Source organism: Desertimonas flava, assembly GCF_003426815.1.
GTDB lineage: Bacteria > Actinomycetota > Acidimicrobiia > Acidimicrobiales > Ilumatobacteraceae > Desertimonas > Desertimonas flava.
In genome coordinates, this window is the sequence record NZ_QKYK01000031.1 from 18,492 (window position 1) to 38,491 (window position 20,000).

Consider the following 20,000-nt stretch of genomic DNA (forward strand, 5'->3'; position numbering starts at 1 on the left):
ATCGGTCGATCGTCCGGCTACCGAGCCGTCATGGGGCCGGGGTCTGGATCGTCGTCCACTCGCGCGACCTGAGGTAGGGCTCGAAGGCGGTGCCGATGCGGGCCAGGTCACCGGCCGTCTTCGGTGTCTTGATCTCGTAGAGCCCGTCGATGGAGGCGTAGGCCTGGCACACGTCCCAGAGCCGGTCGGCGTCGTCGCCGAGCGGCGCCGGGACGACGACGGGACCGAACAGCGCCCGACCGTTGGGAAACACGAGGATCGGCACGCCGAATCCGCCGAGTGAGTCGGCGGCGTGACGATGGTCGGCGAGCACGTCGTCGTGGGTCGTGAGATCGGCCAGGGCGTCGTCCCACGCGCTGTCGGGAGCGCCGATCTCGCCGAGCAGTTCGGCGGCGACCACCGGGTCGTAGAACCGGCGCCCTTCCTCGTGCAGCGCACGTCCGCACGCCTCGTACCAGCGGTCGCACAGATCCATGTCGCGTCGCCTCAGCCAGGCCGCCACTCGCATCGGCGTCCACCCGTAGGCGAGCGGCCGTTCCCACGGGTGCCGCTTGCCCTCGGGCCGGTTGACCTCCTCCAACGAGAAGAAGCGCCACGTGATGTCCAGGTCGTGCCGGGTGCGCACGTCCCGGATCCACACCGAGGTCTGATAGGCGTACGGGCACATCGGATCTAAGTAGAACTCGAGGGCTGTTGACCCGCCCGCGCCACTGTTGGCCATGCGCAAGTGTCGCAGGACCGAGACCAACCGGTCGTACCGGGGTGCGGGGCGATGGCGCTGATACCTTTGGCGCCATGGAGCGGCCCCTGCGGTTCGAGCATTCGCGGTACGTCGGTGACAAGCGCACCCAGCTCGTCTACGACATCGACGAGTGGCAGGACGAGGCCACCGTCAACGAGTTCGTCGACCTGGGTGTCGGGCTCGCGTTCGGCCCCGACACGCTGGCCGAGGCCCGCAACCGCGGCTACACGCTCGCCCGCCCCGGCAAGCGCCGCCTCCACCGCAAGCCCCGCGCCTGACCGGCGGCACCGTGGGCCGGCCGTCGTGACCCGACCGTGAAAGGCACGTTCCGCTCGGGAACCGTCTCGCTGGCCTGCCACCTCGCCGTGCCCGCCGGCACCGACAACGAACGGCGACCGGCGGCCGTGCTGTGCCACGGGTTCCCGATGGGACCCCTCGACGCCCGGCGGTCGGCGATGACGTATCCGCAACTCGTCGACCGCATCGCGCACGACCTCGGCTACGCGGCGATGATGTTCAACTTCCGGGGAACCGGCACCAGCAACGGCGACTTCTCGCTCCAGGGCTGGATCGACGATCTCCGGGCGGCCATCGACTACATCGTCGCCGAGACCAACCCCAGCCAGGTCACCCTGATCGGTACCAACACGGGCGGGTCGATCGCGATCTGCGTCGCCGCCGACGACCGGCGCGTCCGCGCCGCAGCCCTGCTCGGGCCGAGGGCCGACTTCGACGACTGGGCCGACCATCCGCGGCGATTCCTCGAACACGCCAAGGAGATCGGCGCCATCACGACCCCCGGATTTCCTCCGTCGTTCGAGGACTGGAGCCGGGCGTTCCGTCGATTCCGTCCCACCGACGCAGCCCGCCGATTCGCCCCCCGGCCGCTCCTCGTGATGCACGGCGACGACGACGAGAGCGTGCCGACGTCCGACGCCCGGCAGCTGGCCGCCGCGCATGGGTCCGCCGAGCTCAGGTTGCTCGCCGGCGCCGGTCATCGGCTGCGTCACGATCCCCGTGCCGTGGCCGTGCTCCTCGGCTGGCTCGACCGCTTCAGGGCCGTCGACGAGTCCGCCGCGGAGTCAACGCCAGGGCAGTGACGGGTACCGCTGCTCGATGTGCTCGCGGAGCATGTCCGCCGCGAGGTTGGTCACGGAGATCATCGAGGAGGCTTGAGTGCGGTAGCGCCCCAGCATTTGCGGAATGTGCGCGCCGCGCTCGCCGAACGCAGCGAGTCGCAGCCAGAGATCCCAATCCTCCAGGCCGTACACCCATTCATCGTTGTCTCGGTAGGTGCCGTGCCTGACATACGTCGATCGTCGGACCATCGCCTGGGCGTCGATGTAGTTGGCGGCGCAGAGCCACGGGACGTGCCAGGCGAGCTGACTGCGTAGACCGGGGTCCACGCCGAACGCTTCCAGCGTGGCGTAGGCGAATGCTGCATCGGGGTCGCGGTCGAGCGTGTCCGCGAGTCGACGGAGACACCGCGGATACACCGTGTTATCGGCGTCCATCACCATGATCTTGTCGGCGCGGGAGCGTTCGATCCCGAGATTCCGCGCCGCTGCCAGCCCGTGGTTGTCCTCCCGGCCGAGGAGGAGGATCGGCACGTCGGGGTGTCGCTCCATGAAGTCGACGACGACCTGTCGACCATCGTCGCTCGAGTGGTCGTCGATGACCACGATCTCGGGACTGATCTCGACGGATCGGACGATGGACTCCAGTGTCTCGGTGACGACGCCGGCGTAGTTGAACAGAGTGACGATGACGCTGACCTCGGGGATCTCGCCGGCGGCGACCGAGATCTCATGGGCCGGTGTCGCGATCTCGATGACATGGCCCGGTTCCCCGTGGCGGAGTTCGCACTGAGCGGCGTCGATGTCGCGGCGCATCTGCTGTTCAGCCAGCATCGCCCGGTAGACGCGGAGTCGCATCTCCGTCGCTGGCCGGAACACGGGCAGCACGTTGGTCGTGTGGGCCCGACGAATGCGGTTGCGGCGGATCGTGCGTCGGCGTCGGCGGTCGGGCGCGGCGACGTCGATGCTGTCCAGGTCCTCGAGCAGCGGTCCGAGAGACGACGCCAGAGGGTGTTCCTCGGTCACCGCCCGATGTGCTGCCGCGCCGATCTCCGTGATCCGTTGGGCATCGGTGAGTAGGTCCTCGATCGCTCCGGCGATGTCGTGTGTCGAGATGAAGTGTCGGTCGGGATGCAGCGGCTCGAAGCCGCTGCATGGTTCGGTGACCACGGCACATCCGTTGGCCATGGCCTCGACCATTCGCGCCCACTCGAAGTAGCCCGGTGACGCACCGTCGCGGTGGACGTTGACGAGGATCCGCGAGCGCGCCAGCAGTTCGAACTTGTCGTGCCCGAACACCAGCCCCGGGGTGTCAGCCCCCACCGGTGTCGCGAAGTCGAACAGCCGCAGTTCGGCAATGCGGTCGGCAAGCACCGGGCCGAGCGACGCGAGTACCCGGCGACGGCGCGGGGTGTCACCGCCGAGGAAGAGAACATCGATGTCACGCGCTGTCGACGGAGCGATCATCGAGGGCACGGCGCCGAGTGATAGGCGCCGGACCGGTAGTCGTTCGTGTTCGATGGCGGAGACCCCGTGCGGATTGATGTCGATGGTGAGCGCCGATGGGCGGCAATACGACAGGCCGATCTGGAACCAGGGTGTCCCGGGCTGTTCCGTCATCACCGGGATGCTGACCGCCGCTGCAGCGTTCAACACCGCGTCATCCGCATCGTTGAGAGCGAAGAACTCGTGAGGCGCCACGACGAGGTTGATGGTGCCCGGGTCGTGCGGGAGCCGGTCGGTCACGACCGTGGCATCGCGACCACAGATCGTCGCTGCCTCGGCGAGCCAGTCGGCGATGTCGCGCATGAACGCGTTCCCTGTTCCGCCGACGAACACCTCGACGGCCTTGGGTCGGCCCGGACGGGTCACGGCCCGACGGGACGACGACGAAGGCGGGCGATGACTGCGTTGAGCGCCTGGCGTGGGACGCGACGGGCCCGCCCGAGCCCGCGCCGGGCGATCTCGGCCTTGTTTGGATTGGCGAGCGTGTCCCCGACGAGTGACCGCAGCATCGCCCGCCGACCGACGACAGCCGGTAGCGCCGCCGCAATCTCACGGAGTTCTGCGGTGCGTTCTTCGGACCGGCGACGGAGTTCGTCGAGTCGGAAGCTGGCGGAGGCGATGTCGATGCCGTCGGCATCGGCACCGTGCGGGTCGGTGGGCGTTGCCATGGGGGTCGGAGGTTACCCAGGCGTTTCGGTTGCCCGTTGCCACGACCTCGACCGAGGGGTGGAAGGTCTCCGCCTTGCCTCGCCGACTAGGCTCCCGCCCGATGCGAGGCCTGACGAGACAACTTCCTGCGCGAGTCGCCATGGTTGCCGCTGCGATGGCTGTCGTGCTGTCCACGTTCGCCCCGGGCATCGCTGCAGCGTCGACGCCGCCCGACGACATTCCCCCTGCGACTGCCGACACGACGGATCCCGCGCCGACCGAACCACCGTCGACTCCGCCACCGACATCCGACCCCGTCGGCTCGACTGAGCCGCCCGTGGATACGAACCCACCCACGGTCCCGCCCGACACGGCCGACCCGACCGCGCCTCCTTCCGAACCCAGCGAGTCCGAGCCAGCCGAGTCGGAGCCAGCCGAGTCGGAGCCAGCCGAGTCCGAGCCTGAGGAGTCGACGCCGGAGCCGTCCACATCGGAGAGCCTGCCCGCCGAGTCGCTCGACGACATGATGATGACCGCCGCGCTCGTTGCGCCACCCCCTCCCTCCTGCTTCATCGGCTACCCGGTGCGCGCTGGGTCGTATCTCGGGTCGTCCTGCGTTGAGTCACGTCTGATCCAGTGGGGCCTGACCCCAGGGCCAGTGGACAACGATTTCGACGCAACGTCGGTGGCGGCATTGCGGGAGTTCCAGACCGAGCAGGCATTGCCCGTCACGGGAGTCGCCGATCAGGCGACCCTCGTCTCGCTCGGCATCTGGCGATCGCCCGCTGCGGCGACGTGTGCGCTGAGCGTGCCGGTTCGGATGAATTCGTGGCTCGGTTCGAGGTGTGTGGAATCTCGTCTGCGCCAGTACGGCTTGATCAGCTCCGTCGACGACACGTTCGACTGGACGTCAGCATTCGTCATCGGCCAGCTGCAGCGGAACTTCGGCATTCCTGCGACGAGCGTCGCCGACCAGGCCATCCTCTCCCGGCTGGGTATCTGGCGCACGCCGGCGGCGCCGACCTGCACGCTGAGCGTGCAGGTCCGGCTCGGATCCTGGCTCGGCGCCAGGTGCCTCGAAACCCGGCTGCGCCAGCTCGGTCTCGTCTCGAACGCCGACGACAACTTCGACTGGACCAGCGCCTTCATGATCGGCCAGTACCAGTTCAACGTCGGGCTGCCGGCCGACTCCCTCGCCGGTCCGCAAACGCTCTCGCGCCTCGGGGTCTGGAAGGCGCCGCCGGCGCCGACGTGCTCGACGAGCGTCCCCATCCGGCTCGACGCCACCGCTGGCTCGGTGTGCGTGGAGACCCGGCTGCGGCAGCTCGGGTTCACCGGGGCGACCGCCGACGGCACGTTCGATTGGACCTCGGCATTCATCATCGGCCAGTACCAGTACAACATCGGCATCCGCTCCGACTCGGTGGGCGACTCGTGGACCCTGTGGTACCTCGGCGTCTGGAAGCACCCGCCGTCCGCCACCTGCGGCCTCGTGGTCGAGGTCAGCCCCGGGTCGAAGGACGGATCAGCCTGTGTCGAGGGCCGGCTACGTCAGCTCGGGCTCTTCAACGGCGCCGTCGACGACTACTTCGACTGGGACTCCTACTACGCACTCATCGCCTATCAGAAGGCGGTGGGCCTTCCCGCAACGGGAACGGCCGACATCACCACGCTCCGGTCGCTCGGTCTGTACAACCCGGCGGCTGCCTCGCCGCTGCCGTTCAACTCCGGAAGCGGGCGTCGAATCGTCTACTCGAGGGCGCAGCAGCGCATCTGGGCGGTGGACGAGAACGGCAACGTCGTGAAGACCCACCGCGTCTCGGGCCGCATGTACGAGCCATACGCCGGTACCTATTACGTGTACTCGCGCTCGATGTACACGTACTCGGCCAACAATCCGAGCATTCGGTGGCGCTACATGGTGCGATTCGCCTACGGGCCTCAGGGTGGTCGCATCGGCTTCCACGAGATTCCCAATCGCAATGGTGTGCCCCTTCAGTCGGCGGAGCAGCTCGGTCTGCCGTTGTCGGGCGGATGCGTGCGCCAGACGACCGCCGATGCGCTCTGGGTGTGGAACTGGGCACCGGTCGGAACGAAGGTCGTCGTCCTCTAGTGAGCGCGCCTGCCGCGCCGCTCTCCGCGGCTCCGGCCGAGAGGCACGCCGCATCGATCATCACCGGTGCTGCTCCAGCGAGGCAACGGAACTGGTTGTTCGGCATCGAGGTGCTGCGCGGCATCGCTGCCCTGACCGTCGTCTTCCACCATTCGTGGTCGTTGGGCACGACCCCGCGATTTCGCGGCTACTGGCTCGTCGAGGGGTTCGGGACGTGGGGGGTCTCGCTGTTCTTCGTTCTCTCGGGGTTCCTGTTGGCCGACCATTTCTGGGGCGAACGGCAGCCCGGGCGACTGCGGAGCTTCTACACGAGGCGCGTCTTCCGCATCGCCCCTGCGTATTACCTCAACGTCGCGCTCCTCTTCCTGTTCTTCGCCGAGCACCAGCTGCTGTTCTCCTCGCAGGGCGCCAAGCAGGTGTTGGCCAACGCCACGTTCACCCAGCACCTCTTTCCGGAGACAGCGAGCAATCTGAACGTCAACGGCGTCCTGTGGACACTGACGATCGAGATGATCCTCTACCTCGTGATGCCCCTTCTTTCCTTGGCAACGAGGATCACCCGTGGCTGGGCCGTGGTCGCGATGATCGGAATCGGATTGGGCTACCGCCTGTTCGTGGCCAGGGCAGGTTCGGGTCTCCAGGACTTCTACTTCGCAGAAGGATTCCCGGACCACATGGCGCGCCTGTTTCTCGCCCGCCAGTTCGTCGGCATCCTTCCCCTGTTCGCCGTCGGTATCGGGCTGAAGTGGCTGGTCACGCAACACGACCTGCGCTTGCCGACGAGGGTTGTGACCGCGCTGCCACGATCGATTCTGATCTTCATGCTGCTCGTCCCGAGCTTGCTGGCGCTGGTGTTCATCGAGCGGGCGACCAACTACACACACTGGGTCTGGTTCACCGGGTTCGAGTTCCTGCTGGGCTTGCTGTTTGTGCCTGCATTGCTGGCGTGCTCGAGCAGCGTCACGCAGCCGGTCACCGCCGTCGACCGCCCCTTCGTGTGGCTCGGAGTCCGGAGCTACGGGTTGTATCTGTGGCACTTCCCGATCATCCTCGCCGTCTACGGCCGCGGGCCGTTGATCGCTCCGCCCGACGTCTCGCCTGCGGCCGTCAAGATCGGGATCGTCCTCCTCTTGTCGCTCAGCGCCGCAGCGCTCAGCTGGGCATTGGTCGAGCGCCCAGCTCAGGCGATAGGCCGCGGATGGGCACTGCGAGGGCGCTCGTGGCCGCGCACGCACCAGCGGCCGGCATGACGCCGGCGGGTGAGACGCACCCGCTGAGAGAGCGCCTCCGATCGGTGTCGGGCGACACGTGGTGGATGCTCCTCGCCCTCGTGGGGGTCGCGGTGTCCGCAACTCTGCTCGGCTGGTCACTGCGCCCCAGCTATTTCCAATCCGATGACTTCGTCAACGTCAACCTGAGCCGCGAGATGTCGTTCGGGTGGACCTATCTGCAACGCAGCCTGTTCGGGCACTTCCTCCCCGGCTACCGGCTGGCGATCGCGGCGTACGACGACGCGTTCGGTGGGCGCTGGTGGCCGGCGATTGTCTTCCAATGCGGTTCCCTGGTGATGTGCGCGCTGCTCATCGACTGCCTCGGTCGGCTTCTTCGGGCGTCTGCGGCCGTTCGCTGTGTGGCAGTGCTGGCGTTCAGCTTCAGCCTGCTGCACATTCGCTCGGTGGTGTGGTTCGCCGCAGCCTTGAACTCGTGGCCCGTCAACATCCTCTCGCTCGTCGTCCTGCTCTCTGTACTGATGTACGTGCGGACCGCCCGATGGTGGTGGTGCCTGCTTGCGGCAGCGGCCCTTGGAGCCGGCATGACGTTTCTGGAGCAGACCTTGACGGTGGGCTTCGCCCTGGCCGCGATGGCGATTCTCTACCGGGAGGAGATGGCTCCAGGGGTCGCTGGTCGGGTCTTCTGGCGACGAGCAGCGACGGTTGGTGGTGCGTGTCTCGCGGTCCTTCTCGTGTACTGGGGCTACTACTTCAGCCACACCTACTCGGATGAACTCCCGGAACGCTCCGGCATCGGACCCGTCGTCCGCTTCGGGTGGTACGCGCTCTTCGAAGGACTCTTCCCAGCCCTCGTGGGTCTGCGGATCACCTCGGCCGACGCCACGCCGGTGCGCATGTGGACCGTCGTCGCGGGAGTCGTCGCTGTCGTCCTGCTCGCCGGCGCAGCGGCGTCGAGGCGCCGGCGAACCTGGCGGGCGTGGGCGGTTGGAGCCGCCGTGGTTCTCCCTCACGTCGCGCTCGTCGCGGTCGGCAGGGTGGGTAAGGCGGGTCCGGCCTACGGTCGGGAGTTGCGCTACTTCGCCGATGTCGTCTGGCTCGTGCCGCTGGTGCTGTTTCTCGCGACCAGTGGCGTGCCACGCACGATTCGCCTCGCACGTCGACACCTCAGTGCGATCGCCGTGGTTGCCGGCGTCGCGTTCGTCGCGGTGTCCGTCCAAGCGGCGCGCGAGGTTCGATCGGAGTTCCGGGTCTCCACGGGTTGGGCGAGCGGTCGGTACTTCGAACGGTTCGCGGCGACAGCTCCCGCAGCCGGTTCGCCCGGTTTCAGCGGGGTGTACGACACCCAAGTGCCCTGCTGCATACAGATCCCCCAGCTCTACCCGTACAGCCTCGTGTCGAAGGTGATCGGGCTGTACGACGAACGGGCGATGTACCGCCTCGCGCCCAGCCACATGGTGCAGGCCGACGGATCGGTGGTTCGCGCTCGGTTCCAAGCGCTTCAGGAGCTCGATCTGCCAGATACATGCGTCGACGTCTCGGGCTCGTATGTCGACATCCCGCTGGGGACAGTCACAGCACGAGCGGCGGAACTCTTCGTACGTGCCGAGTGGACACCGGGATCGGCAGCGGGAGCGGTCGGTGTCGTCGGTGGGCCAACGTCGGCGCCGGCGGCTACTGGACACGCCTCACCCTTCGAGTGGATCCAGTTCAGTGATGCCGACGAGGTGGTGGTGATCCCGCTCATCCACGACGTGCCTGATGCCTTGTGGCTGCGATTCGCCGGGACCGGAGAGGTGTGTCTGAGTCGCCTCGTCCTCGGACGGCCGGAGCCGGCAGATTCGGTCACCACGTAGGACTGTCCGTAGCATTTGGATACAAACGGGAGGGCTCGTCATTGGAGATCATTGGTGACTGCGCGGCGAACGAGGTCATGGCACCGCTTGGATCCGCAGGCACCATCAATCTGAGAGGTGCCGGTTCGAGCGTGCGACTCGCTGCCGACTGTGCGACGAGTCCGGGGTTCTGGATCGACGTCGGTTCGGACTGCTCGATCGATATCGCCGAGAACTGCACGCTGCACAACCTCTTCATCCACTGTGGCGACAGGGTGCGCATACGCGTGGGCCGAGACTCAGGCTTCAGCGGACATTGCCGGCTGCTCGCTCACGAGCCGGGCTCCATCTCGATCGGGAACGGCTGTCTCTTCGGTGGGGACGTGGACATCTCCGTGAGTGACATGCACTCCATCGTCGAGGTGTCCTCGGGGCGACGTTTGAATCCGCCGGCTGACGTCGAGATCGACGATCGCGTGTGGGTCGGTCAGCGCTCCCTGCTGCTCAAGGGGACGACGATCGGCGTCGGCACCGTCGTCGGAGCCGGTGCGGTGGTCACGAGCACCCTTCCCGGAAACTCGCTCTGCGTCGGTGTCCCAGCACGAGTCGTGCGAAGTGGCATCTCGTGGCACCACGAGCTGCTTCCACTGGACTGACGGAGAATCCGCTGGTCGCCAGCAGTTACAGAGCCAACTTCCCGCGTGATCAGCTCTCCGGCCGCCGGGCAACGGCGACGAGATTCTTGCCGAAGGAGAGCCGACCGAGCAGCCGTTCGGTCGAGCGCATCAGCGGCACGTAGACCCGGTCGAACAGCGTCGCCGACGACTCGGCGATGGTCGACTTGTTGAGCAACCGATAGTTGATCCAGTACGGCACCACACCGAGCCGGTCGGCGTAGCTGATGTGCTGAACCTCGAGTCCGGCGTCGGTGACCGTCGCACACAGGTGAGCCGCTGTGTAGCGGCGATAGTGGCCCGACTTGGCATCGATGGGACCGTAGATCGCCTCGTTGGCCGGCACGAAGATGCTCAACCAGCCATTCGGGCGCAGGGCCTCTCGAGCCGACTTGAGCTCGGCGGTGTCGTGGTCGATGTGCTCGAGGACGTTGTAGTACACAATGAGATCGGCCGGAGCCCCCGACCAGTCGGCGAGGGTTCCGTGAACTGTGATGACGTGATCATCGTCAGCGAACGCCTCGTGCAACGCGGAATGGTTGGCCGCGTCGGGTTCGATCGCCGTGACGACGGCGTCAGGGAATCGCTCGCGAAGCCGCGCCGTGATACCGCCGCGACCGGCGCCGACTTCGAGTATCGACCGGACCGAACGAGTCTCGATGCCCTCGACGGACTTCTCGACGACGAACGTGTTCCACGCCGTCGCCTCGGAGAGCTGTTTCAGCTCGTCGGCAGCCCTGTACGGGCCTGGGTCGTCGTGGGTGGGGAGGAGTTTCCGGCGTTCTGTTCGGAGCTGTCCCAGCGTGGAGAAGTAGCGCCACACCTCCCGACGGTTCAGCTTGGACTGGCCGCTGTAGCGGGGCCGGAACTCGATTGGTACCTCGGTGATCACGAGCCCGTGGGCCTCGGCGAGCGCGATCGTGGTGCTGAAGAAGCTGTAGCCGCTGAAGCGCTGCGAGTCCGAGGCGAGGATGACACGGAGCGCGGCTGGCGAGTAGATCCGAAAGGAGGTGGTGGCGTCCTTCACGCCTCGCGTTCCGGTGACGAGGCGGAACGCCCAGTTGCCGATGATCGACCCGACGGCCCGCCCGGGGGTTGTTCCAGGAGCACTGCCGCCCCGGGTCCATCGGCTGCCGATCGCGATGTCCGCGGAGCGTGCGACGAAGGCTCGATAGAGCGTGGGAATGTCGGCCGGGTTGTGCTGCCCGTCGCCATCCAGGGTCACGACGGCCGTCGGCACTTCTTGGAGCGCAGCGGCCAGGCCCCGCAGCATCGCATCTCCGAGCCCGGCGCGCTGACCGACGACCGTGGTCAGGGGGAGGCGATACCGCTGGGCAGCGTCGACCGCGATGGCACCCGTGCCATCTGGCGACTCGTCGTCGACGAGGATGCAGGACGTGCGGACGCCCGTGATGGCGAGGCGTTGCGCCGCTTCGGCGATCTCGGCGAGCACCGCGGCGATCGAGTCCGCCTCGTTGTAGACGGGGAGCACCACGATGAGGTGCTCGGGCGTCTCGACTGCCACGGGATGCGTCACCGAATCACACCCGTTGCGGATAAACGGGACGGATCGCGTTGGACGCCCCCAGCGCGTCGAGCAGGTGCTGAGTGCGCGGGCCCCGGTCGAGCAGATTGACCCTCCCCGGCATCCCTCCCGCGAAGTCGATGATGCGCTCGGCGAGGTCGCCTTCGCTGAGGCTGCCCGTCAGAGGCAGCCTCGCCGTGAATCCCAGATAGTCGACCGTCACCGTGCTCAGCTCGCCTGGCGCGATGCGGACCACGGGCTTGTGTTCCCCGGTTCGGGCGTCACCGAGGTACCCGACCTCGATGTCGTACCCGAACTCGCGTGTCGCGGCCTTGGCGATGGTGACCGTTGCCGCATCGAAGAGCCGCTCGAGCTCGCCGCTGGCACCGTATCGACCGACCTCGCCGCGGAAGTCGGGGTAGCGCATGTCGACGATGAGCTCGTGCTCGTCGACCGAGGTCGCGCCGGGCCGGAGGAGTCCGGCGCTCTCGTTCGAGCCTCTGCCGGCGTGGTAGACGAAGACCCCGGTGGCGAGGGTGCAGCGATAGCCCGACGCGAGGCTGCGGCGGCTCCAGTCGGTCTCCTCGCAGTACCCGCGACCGAACACCGGATCCATCAACCCGACGGCCTGCACGGCCCACGTCGGAATCATCATGCAGAACGAGATCCCCGCGGGGACGTCGACCACGGTGTCACCGTTGGCGGCGGCGAGGGTGGAAGAGAGCCAGTCGACTCGCTGCTGAGCTCCGAGGTGGCCCACAGGATCGCCGTTGGGGATGGAGTACATCGACGCGTTGTTCGACCATGCGGTCACGGACGCGACGCGGGGGTCGGACCGGCACCCGTCGACGAGTGCGTTGACGATGTTGGCGGGCACGATGATGTCACTGTTGGCGATCACGACGTGGGTGTAGCCCTCGTCACACGCGGCGAGCAGGCCGAGGTTGACGTTGCGTGGGATGCCGAGGTTGCGAGGGGAGCAGTAGTACCGCACGCCGAGCGATGTGCAGAGCTCCTCGAGATCCTCGCTCCACCCCGGTTCTGGGCTGTGGTCGTCGAGGACGAGGACGTCGACGTCGTGGCGGCTGACGTCGATGCGCACTGCGGATCGGATCGCGTCGGGAACGAAGTCACGGCCGTTGTAGACCGTGATGCAGAACAGGACTCGGGCGCGTTCGGTCGGTGACGTCACCGCCGTAGTGTCCTCGCCGCCTGCGCCATCGCCCGCACGAGCGGGAAGAGGCGGGACCCGCGGATGCGGTCGACGTAACGCCGGGCCTCGCCGAGCTCGATCGTGGCTTGGGCGAGCTCGGCCCGAGTGTCGAGGAGCTCGCGGTTCAGGCTCGACACGCGGTGGGCGAGATCGACGACCCGACGGTTGGCAACCTCGAAGTCACGCAGAGCCTGTTCGAGGTTGAGCCGATCGAGATTGGTGTCTGCGCCGTGCTCGACGGACGCTCCGACGGTGGGGACGTCTTCGTCCGTGAGCCGGTCGGTGATGTGGTCGGTCATGGTGTGGGAAGCTCCGTGCGAACCGTGCGCACTGTCAGCGGACAGGTGCTCGCGAGAGGATATCCCTGTACGCAGCGACGAGTCCGTCTGCTGTTCCGGCCCACGTGTAGGAGGCCCCCGCGGCGAGGGTCTCCGCGACCCGATTGGCGGCGGCCTCCGGGTCGGCGACGAGGCGGATGATCGTCGCCGCGAACTCCTCGGCGCCCCACGTGCCGGGCTGATCGACGGTGGGGTTGACCTCTCGGAGTGGCCCGAACCCGACGTTCACCGTCGGCGTGCCGAAGCGGGCGGCCTCGAACGGCACGAGGCCGAATCCTTCCGCAGACGTCGGATAGATCACGACCTCGGCGTGCCGGAGCAGCCAGTTCCGTTCGGCACTGGTGACGTCGGGGAGCACGTAGAGCGACGACGGGTCGGATGTCTCCACCGTGGCCTCGGCGAGCCGCGACGATCCGTGCGGTACGGAGGCGCCACACAGCACGAGGCTGACGTCCCGGTGCCGTCGTCTCACCACATCCCACGCGGCGATCGCCAGGTCGCGGTTCTTGTGGGCGTAGTTCGCTCCCAGCACGAAGACGAAGCGACCGGCGCCGAAGCCGCGTCGCAGCAGCTCGTCGGGAACGGACTCCGCCTCGCCGCCGGTCAAGTGGTCGGTGCCGTTCGGAACCACGAAGAGCCGGTCCGGGGCGACATCGAGGCGCTCGAAAGCGACCTGGGCTCTCGTGTCGTTCGAGATGACGATCACGCCGTCGGCCCGTGAGGCGCCGAGTCGGAGGGCCTCGCGGTAGTCGAGCCAGGCCTGAGCACTCGAGGCGTAGGCGCCGACCTCGTAGGCGATGAGATCCTGGAGTGTGACGAGCACCCGCCGAGCGTGGCGCCGCCAGTCGTCGATCGGCAGCAACGTGTCGGGCTGATACGGGCGGTGGAGCACGTCGGCCTGCGGCAGACCGCTGACATCGGCCCCTTCGATGAGCGCATGACGCACCTTGGGGCGGTTGAACACGTCGAACGCGTACCCGGGCACCGGCCCGTTGGTGGCGATGGTGACGAGTTGCACGTCGTCTCGTGCGGCGAGCTCCCGAGCCAAGGCGAGGGTCTGGACTTGGGTGCCCATCTCCCGGTCGCCGAGGCACCGCCCGTCGATGGTGACGCGCAGGCCGGTGACCTTCGCGACGGCCGCCCGGACTTCGAGCGCGGCGGGGCCTTCGGGTGCGGTCACGGCCCAATCGATCGCCACGTCGACGAACGGATGCTCACCGCGCAACGCCATCCCCTCTGCCGGGTCGTCGATCGGGTCGACGGCCGTCGCGCCGAGGTCGGCGGTGGCGAGCACGAACGTCCCGGCATCGCCGGCGCAGACGAATCCGCGGCGCTGGGCCCGCAGCGCGAACTCACTGACCAGGCCGTTGGGGGAGTAGGGGCTGTCGTGCCGGAAGCCGTTGCACACGGACAGCGCGTGCCGCGACAGGAGGTGTGCCGACCCAGCGGGGATCGGGATCGACACGACGCCGCCGGCCGGGGCGATGCCACGGAGCCGGCGGGTCACCGAATGCTGGTCGTGACTGGCGAGGAGATGGAACGTCGGGGTGTTCGGCTCCGGGATGCTCAGGAGTCCGGCGTTGTTGGACAGGAAGGAGACGGTGGCGATCCTGAGATCGCGTTGCACAGCCTCGAGCGCCCGGTCGAGCACACCATGAGGCACCAGGACCGGAGCCGTCACCACGAAGACATGGTTGGCGAACGTTCCGCCGTCACCTCGCAGCGCGTCGACGGCGGCGGCGAGCGTGGGCGCCTGGCTGATCTCGGCGGCGAATCGGTTCGCGATCGTGGAGGTCACCGGGTCGCCGGCGGCGACGAGAAGCAGGCGGACGCTCGGCAACGCAGCACGCAGCGCCTGCAGTGTCGGTACGTAGTGGTCGACCGGTCCGCTCACGACCACGATCGCGGTGGTGGTCGTGCTCGGCGCGTCGAGGGGGGTCGACGCTCTGTCGACGCTCATCCGCCCGCCGCCCTGAAGTCGGAGGAGGTGGGCATCCACTCCAGCACAGCGGCGATGCCGTCGGCCAGCGACGTCTTCGGGACGTAGCTGAGTTCGGCCGTGGCGGCGTCGATCGTGCACGACGCCGCTCGGACATCGCCGTGGCGGAACCGGCCGCTCACTCGCGGGGTCGGCGCGCCACACGCGGTGGCGACCAGTTCGGCGACAGCAAGGATCGTCGTGGGATCACCAGACCCGATGTCGACGAGCCGGTTCGCCGGCAGCTGTACGGCCGCGACCGCGGCAGCCACGACATCGTCCACGAAGACGAAGTCACGAACGATCTGGCCATCCTCGTACACGTCGATCACGCCTCCTGTCAGCGCGGTCCGCGCGAAGAACGTGAGCACTCCCGTGTACGAATTCGTGACCGATTGCCCGGGGCCGTACACGTTCTGAAGGCGAAGAATCGAGACGTGGACGCCCCTCGCTTGGGCCCACGAGTTCAGCAGGTGTTCTTGGGCCAGCTTGGTGGCCGCATACACGTTGGTCGGATCGGGCACCGTGCGCCCGGCGACGGACGGCACCGCGTGCGCCAGTCCGCCGTCGGGGGCACGATGGTCCCACTGCCCGGCCTCGAGTTGCGCCGCATGGCGCTGGCCGGGATAGAAGACCTCCCCGGCCTCGGTGGCCCACGCGCCGTCTCCGTACACGGCCCGGCTCGACGCGAGGACGAGGTGGGCCGGACGATGGTGGGAGTGTTCGAGTGCTTCGAGCATTGCGGCGGTCCCGACCACGTTGACACCGGCGTGCCTCGTCGGCTCGGTGAGCGACTGGCCGGTCCCGGTCTCGGCGGCGAGGTGTACGATCACGTCCGGCCGGACAGCGGCGAGCACGGCCGCCCACGAGCCGACGGCCGTCACGTCCCCCGGAACGAACCGAACGTCGGCCGGCAGATCGTCCGGAACAGTGCGCGACGGATGCACCTGTGGATGCAGGTTGTCGAGCACGGCGACGTCATCGCCGATGCTCAACAGGGCACCGCTCAGCCGGCATCCGATGAAGCCGGCACCACCGGTGATGAGGACTCTCGACATGACGCCGGAGGAGGCTACTTGTGGTTGGCGCGTGGCGGCCGGAGAAGTCTGGCGATGGCCGATGCCGCCCGCACACTGCGTCGTCGGAGGGTCGCGTCGAGTTCGCAGCGCAGCTCGTCGAGCAGCCGTTGGCTCTCGTGCAGCTGTCGAACAGCGTCGTCGCGCTCCGACGCGGTGTCAGCCAGCGCCGCTCCAAGGTCGCGTGTGCGACGCCGCTCGGTGGCCAGCGCATTCCGCAGGGTGGCTGCTTCGCGGCGCGCTGTGATCGCGGCCATTCGGAGGTTGGCGTCGGCGAGATCGGCGTCGCTGGCGGATTGAGGGCTTCCCATCATGCTTCCTTCGGCTCGGTGTGCGCGGTCGGGACATCGAGACGCCCGATCTGCTCCCCGTACGGCTGGCGACTGAGGAGCCGGGTTGCTGCGCGGCGGCGCGAGCTCGCCCGCAACACGACCTGATTCCAGTCGAGAAGACGTGGCTCCGCGGCAGCGACGATCGGGGCGCGGAGCGGCTCGTCGAAGCACGCGCTGCCCATCGAGCCGAGCACCACGACCAGGTCGGCCTCCCGCATCGCCCGACAGGTCGTCGGCGTCGGATCGCGACGTTCGTCCCCGACCACGAGGACGAATGCGCAGCCGGGGTTGTGGTAGGCGATGTCAGCCCGCACGGCCAAGAGGGCGGTGGAGTCCGCTGCGATCACGACGTCGATGAACAGCTCGGGCTGCGACCATCGATCGGTCTCGAGCTCCGGAATGGACACCACCTGCAGTGACAGGCCGGCTGCGCCCGCCGCGGCCGCGAGGTCGGCGAGCGTCTCAGCCCGCTCGCTCGACGAGCTTGTGACGAGAGCTCCGGTGAGGCCTCTCATGAGGATCGATCCGCCGAGCGCCACCATTGGAGAAATGTCGGCGCCGACTCGTCGACCGCGAAGGGGTCGGCGAAGGCGGCCCGCACCTCGGGCATGTGCCGGTAGCAGGACCGCATTTGGGCCGTGATCGGTGTGCCGTCGGAGAACCGGTCATAGGGCCACGCCCATCCGCCGATCTCGTCTTGTCCGGCTTTGAGCAGGGCCGTCGAATACTGCTCCCAGAGCTCGTACACGGCCGAGTCCGCGCCGTGACGTTCCAGCATCGCCCGTCCCGCTTCACCGTCCACTCCCGAGAAGTGAAAGAAGGCCAGCGGAAGGTCGTTGACGACGAAGGAATCGTCGGCTCTCGACACCGAGCGTTGTCCGACGTTCCACGGCGCGACGTTGTATGACGAGCTGCGCAGGATGACATGACGGTCGAACAGCGCCGGGATCAGATCGCACCAGCGCTGGTCGGTGAAGAGGCCAGACATGCGATCGTCGAAGCAGTAGTCGACCAGACGATCACGCCACCATGCAGCGAAGTCGAGCCCCTGCTGGTCGGCTGCGACGGCGAGGAAGCCGAGGTTGTAGACGCCGTGCACGAGCGCCGTCACCTCGTTCTCGAACACTCCGACATCGTTGCTCTCCGGGCGCAGCTGATGCGGTGTGAGGACGATCGAGCCCGCGTCGAGGGCATCCGTGACTGCATCGAGCCGGCTGAACACCTCCACATCCGGGTCGAGGTAGACGACCGCGTCGGTGTCCGGACGGGCGAGCAGATGTGCGAGAGCGGCCCCCTTCGCTCCGGTACAGGTTTCGACGACATCATGCATGAAGACCCAACCCGCGAGGGCCGGGATGTCGAGATCCTCGAGACTCACGACGGCGTCGAACGGTTCGTCCTCGAGACGGAACCAATCAGGGACCGGTTCGCACAGAAGTGCGTTCATCTCCCACTCCGGATGATGACGTCGCACCGACTCGGCCAGAACCCGGGCCTTGGCCAGATAGGCGACGGTGAAGCTGGTGTAGCAACGAAGAGTCATACGCGACGATGAGGCAGAGCTGAGAGGAGGCGGGGCAGGATGCGGCGACGTCCTGCAGGCACGCGACTACGCTAGCGATCCGCGAGAACTCGGCGTCACTGTTTCACCGCCGGGCTCCCGGGGCGGGCATCGTTGCGTCAGGGCTCCGGCCACTCCGACGACGATCCCAGAGAGGTGCTTTCAGCAGTGACATCCGACAACCTCCGAACAGCGGTTGTGGAGCGCCCCCTCGTGTCGGTGGTGATTCCTGTTCACGGCAAGTGGCACCTGACGGAGCGGTGCCTCCGATCGATCTCTGCTGCAGGTGACGTCACGCCGCGGGAGGTGATCGTCGTCGACGATCAGTCGCGTGACGAGACTCCCCTTCGACTGGCCGAACTCACCGACGTGCGGTCCGTGAGGACGCCGACCAATCTTGGGTTCGTCGGGGCCTGCAACACCGGTGCGGCCGTGGCCCGAGGCGACGTCTTGTTCTTCCTGAACAACGACACCGAGGTTCACGAGGGCTGGCTGGACCGGATCGTCGACGTGTTGGATGATCCAACGGTCGGAGCGGTCGGATCGCTCCTCGTCGGCCCCGACGGGACCGTGCAAGAATCAGGCGGGATCATCTTCGCCGATGGATCCGGTTGGAACTTCGGTCGCGGTGAGCCGATGGGCTTCGGTCCCACTCGCGCCCGCCGGGACGTCGACTATTGCTCCGGAGCGGCACTTGCCGTCCGCCGCCCGTTGTTCGAGGACCTCGGCGGGTTCGATTCCAGGTACTCCCCGGCGTACTACGAAGACACCGATCTCTGTTTCGCTGTGCGAGACGCGGGCTACCGGGTCGTGCTCCAGCCGCTGTCAGTCGTCACCCATCTCGAGGGTGCATCGAACGGAGCCGAGGGAGAGGGTGGTCTGAAGCGCTTCCAGAAGGTGAATCGCGTCGTCTTTGCCAACAAGTGGCGCGACGTCCTCGGCACCCATCGGCTGCACCGTTCGAGCGTCGACGTCTGGGATGGAAGCAATCGAGCGCCGGCCGGCATGATCTTGGTCGTTGAGCCAGTCGTGCCGACACCCGACCGGGACTCGGGCTCTCGTCGCATGTGGGCGATCCTCGAAGAGCTTCTCGATCTCGGTCACGCGGTGTATCTCGCCGTCGGAGAGTTCGTGGCGATCGAGCCCTATCGCACCCAGCTCGAGCAGATGGGTGTGACCGTGCTGGAAAGTCGGCACGAACAACAGCAGTTCCTCGAGCAGGCGGGCGCGGGGCTCAAGGCGGTGATCCTGTGCCGCCCACCGATGGCGTGGAACTACCTCGAGTCGGTGGGTCGGTACGCACCGCAAGCGACGTTGGTGTACGACACGGTCGACCTTCACGCTCTCCGGATGAGTCGGCAGGCGGATGTCGAACGCAGCGCGGAGCTTCTTGATCAGGCGCAGTTGATGTGGGTGAGGGAACGGGCGGCGATCGAGGCCGCCGATGTGACGTTCGTCGTGTCGGAAACGGAACGCACTTGGCTGGCCGACGTGATGCCCACGGCTGATGTCAGGGTCGTGTCCAACATTCATTCGCCGATCGTCGACGCGCCGGTCATGGAAGGGCGGCGCGACGTGATCTTCGTGGGTGGCTACCTGCATCCGCCGAATGTCGACGCCGCTCGATGGGCAGCGACCGAGATCATGCCGCTGGTGCGGAGCCGGCTGCCCGAGGCCACCCTGCACCTCCTCGGGTCCTACCTGCCCGAGGAGTTGGAGGCGCTGGCCGGTCCAGGGGTCGATCCCGTGGGGTGGGCCCCGGACTTGGCGCCGTGGTACCGGAACGCACGGGTGGTGCTCGCTCCGCTGCGCTACGGGGCGGGCGTGAAGGGAAAGGTGGCCGAGGCAATCGAACACGCGGTGCCGGTTGTCGGCACATCCGTCGCGTTCGAGGCGATGGGCTTCGAGTACGGGGTCGACGTCCTGTGTGGGGACACCGCGACCGAGATCGCCGAGCACGTGGTCACATTGCTCACCGACGATGACGTATGGATGGCCATGGCGGGACGGGGTCAAGCGACGCTCGAGCGCAAGTTCTCGTCCAAGGCGGCTCGCCGCGTGCTCGAAGAGACGCTGGCGGTCGAGCCGCGGCGGCCGCGACGTTTCGAGCCGGCACTCTCGCGTGAGACGATACGCGGCGGGGCAGAATGAACT

Annotated in this window: 18 protein-coding genes; 7 read left to right on the forward strand and 11 right to left on the reverse strand. The window is 67.4% G+C overall.

The features are described 5' to 3' along the window. Positions 1-28: 28 nt before the first annotated feature. Positions 29-721 (reverse strand): mycothiol-dependent nitroreductase Rv2466c family protein, encoded by a 693-nt coding sequence (locus DN771_RS24055; RefSeq protein WP_117000120.1) that lies wholly within the window; start codon positions 719-721, stop codon positions 29-31. A 74-nt stretch (positions 722-795) separates the two neighbouring features. On the opposite strand from DN771_RS24055, the gene DN771_RS24060 reads away from it, so the two are divergent. Continuing rightward, positions 796-1,020: a hypothetical protein gene (locus DN771_RS24060; protein ID WP_117000121.1), complete on the forward strand. Its 225-nt coding sequence runs from the start codon at positions 796-798 to the stop codon at positions 1,018-1,020. A gap of 36 nt (positions 1,021-1,056) precedes the next feature. Next, positions 1,057-1,842 (forward strand): alpha/beta hydrolase, encoded by a 786-nt coding sequence (locus DN771_RS24065; RefSeq protein ID WP_117000122.1) that lies wholly within the window; start codon positions 1,057-1,059, stop codon positions 1,840-1,842. On the opposite strand, the gene DN771_RS24070 is transcribed toward DN771_RS24065, so the two are convergent. Then, complete coding sequence (locus DN771_RS24070) at positions 1,825-3,690, reverse strand: glycosyltransferase (protein WP_117000123.1); 1,866 nt, start codon at positions 3,688-3,690, stop codon at positions 1,825-1,827. The two genes, DN771_RS24065 and DN771_RS24070, sit on opposite strands and share 18 nt — an antisense overlap. Then, complete coding sequence (locus DN771_RS24075) at positions 3,687-3,992, reverse strand: hypothetical protein (protein WP_117000124.1); 306 nt, start codon at positions 3,990-3,992, stop codon at positions 3,687-3,689. Before DN771_RS24075 ends, DN771_RS24070 begins: the two co-directional genes overlap by 4 nt. Before the next feature lie 509 nt (positions 3,993-4,501). Between DN771_RS24075 and DN771_RS24080 the strand changes: the two genes are divergently transcribed. The 4 genes from DN771_RS24080 to DN771_RS30175 all read left to right on the forward strand — a co-directional run bounded on the left by DN771_RS24080 (position 4,502) and on the right by DN771_RS30175 (position 9,805). Beyond that, a complete protein-coding gene (locus DN771_RS24080; protein ID WP_227462464.1) occupies positions 4,502-6,085 on the forward strand; it encodes a L,D-transpeptidase family protein in 1,584 nt (527 codons plus the stop codon). After that, positions 6,085-7,335, forward strand: coding sequence for an acyltransferase family protein (locus DN771_RS24085; protein ID WP_162942350.1), 1,251 nt, complete (start codon positions 6,085-6,087; stop codon positions 7,333-7,335). Before DN771_RS24080 ends, DN771_RS24085 begins: the two co-directional genes overlap by 1 nt. Beyond that, the gene (locus DN771_RS24090; RefSeq protein WP_162942351.1) at positions 7,284-9,170 is read left to right on the forward strand and encodes a hypothetical protein; all 1,887 of its coding nucleotides are present in this window, start codon (positions 7,284-7,286) and stop codon (positions 9,168-9,170) included. The genes DN771_RS24085 and DN771_RS24090 overlap by 52 nt, the downstream gene beginning before the upstream one ends. A gap of 131 nt (positions 9,171-9,301) precedes the next feature. Continuing rightward, positions 9,302-9,805 (forward strand): acyltransferase, encoded by a 504-nt coding sequence (locus DN771_RS30175; RefSeq protein WP_191912177.1) that lies wholly within the window; start codon positions 9,302-9,304, stop codon positions 9,803-9,805. A gap of 49 nt (positions 9,806-9,854) precedes the next feature. Here DN771_RS30175 and DN771_RS24100 read toward each other — a convergent pair whose 3' ends face one another. From DN771_RS24100 to DN771_RS24135, 8 genes are read right to left on the reverse strand one after another with little or no spacing between them, the layout of a single operon-like run. Further along, positions 9,855-11,360 carry a bifunctional glycosyltransferase/class I SAM-dependent methyltransferase gene (locus DN771_RS24100; protein ID WP_117000129.1) on the reverse strand — a complete coding sequence of 502 codons (1,506 nt, stop codon included), beginning with the start codon at positions 11,358-11,360 and terminating at the stop codon, positions 9,855-9,857. A gap of 4 nt (positions 11,361-11,364) precedes the next feature. Next, positions 11,365-12,540, reverse strand: a complete 1,176-nt coding sequence (locus tag DN771_RS24105) for a glycosyltransferase family 2 protein (protein WP_117000130.1) — start codon at positions 12,538-12,540, stop codon at positions 11,365-11,367. Next, on the reverse strand, positions 12,537-12,860 hold the full coding sequence (locus DN771_RS24110; RefSeq protein ID WP_117000131.1) for a hypothetical protein: 324 nt from the start codon (positions 12,858-12,860) through the stop codon (positions 12,537-12,539). Before DN771_RS24110 ends, DN771_RS24105 begins: the two co-directional genes overlap by 4 nt. 34 nt (positions 12,861-12,894) lie before the next feature. Beyond that, positions 12,895-14,859 carry a glycosyltransferase gene (locus tag DN771_RS24115; protein ID WP_162942353.1) on the reverse strand — a complete coding sequence of 655 codons (1,965 nt, stop codon included), beginning with the start codon at positions 14,857-14,859 and terminating at the stop codon, positions 12,895-12,897. Further along, a complete protein-coding gene (locus DN771_RS24120; protein ID WP_117000133.1) occupies positions 14,856-15,935 on the reverse strand; it encodes an NAD-dependent epimerase/dehydratase family protein in 1,080 nt (359 codons plus the stop codon). Before DN771_RS24120 ends, DN771_RS24115 begins: the two co-directional genes overlap by 4 nt. Before the next feature lie 14 nt (positions 15,936-15,949). Beyond that, positions 15,950-16,264, reverse strand: a complete 315-nt coding sequence (locus DN771_RS24125; RefSeq protein WP_162942354.1) for a hypothetical protein — start codon at positions 16,262-16,264, stop codon at positions 15,950-15,952. Continuing rightward, positions 16,264-16,800 (reverse strand): hypothetical protein, encoded by a 537-nt coding sequence (locus DN771_RS24130; RefSeq protein ID WP_162942355.1) that lies wholly within the window; start codon positions 16,798-16,800, stop codon positions 16,264-16,266. Before DN771_RS24130 ends, DN771_RS24125 begins: the two co-directional genes overlap by 1 nt. Beyond that, entirely contained in the window at positions 16,797-17,828 is a 1,032-nt protein-coding gene (locus DN771_RS24135; protein ID WP_117000136.1) for a hypothetical protein, read from the reverse strand. The genes DN771_RS24130 and DN771_RS24135 overlap by 4 nt, the downstream gene beginning before the upstream one ends. Before the next feature lie 186 nt (positions 17,829-18,014). On the opposite strand from DN771_RS24135, the gene DN771_RS24140 reads away from it, so the two are divergent. Further along, positions 18,015-19,997 (forward strand): glycosyltransferase, encoded by a 1,983-nt coding sequence (locus tag DN771_RS24140; protein ID WP_162942356.1) that lies wholly within the window; start codon positions 18,015-18,017, stop codon positions 19,995-19,997. Positions 19,998-20,000 lie beyond the last annotated feature (3 nt).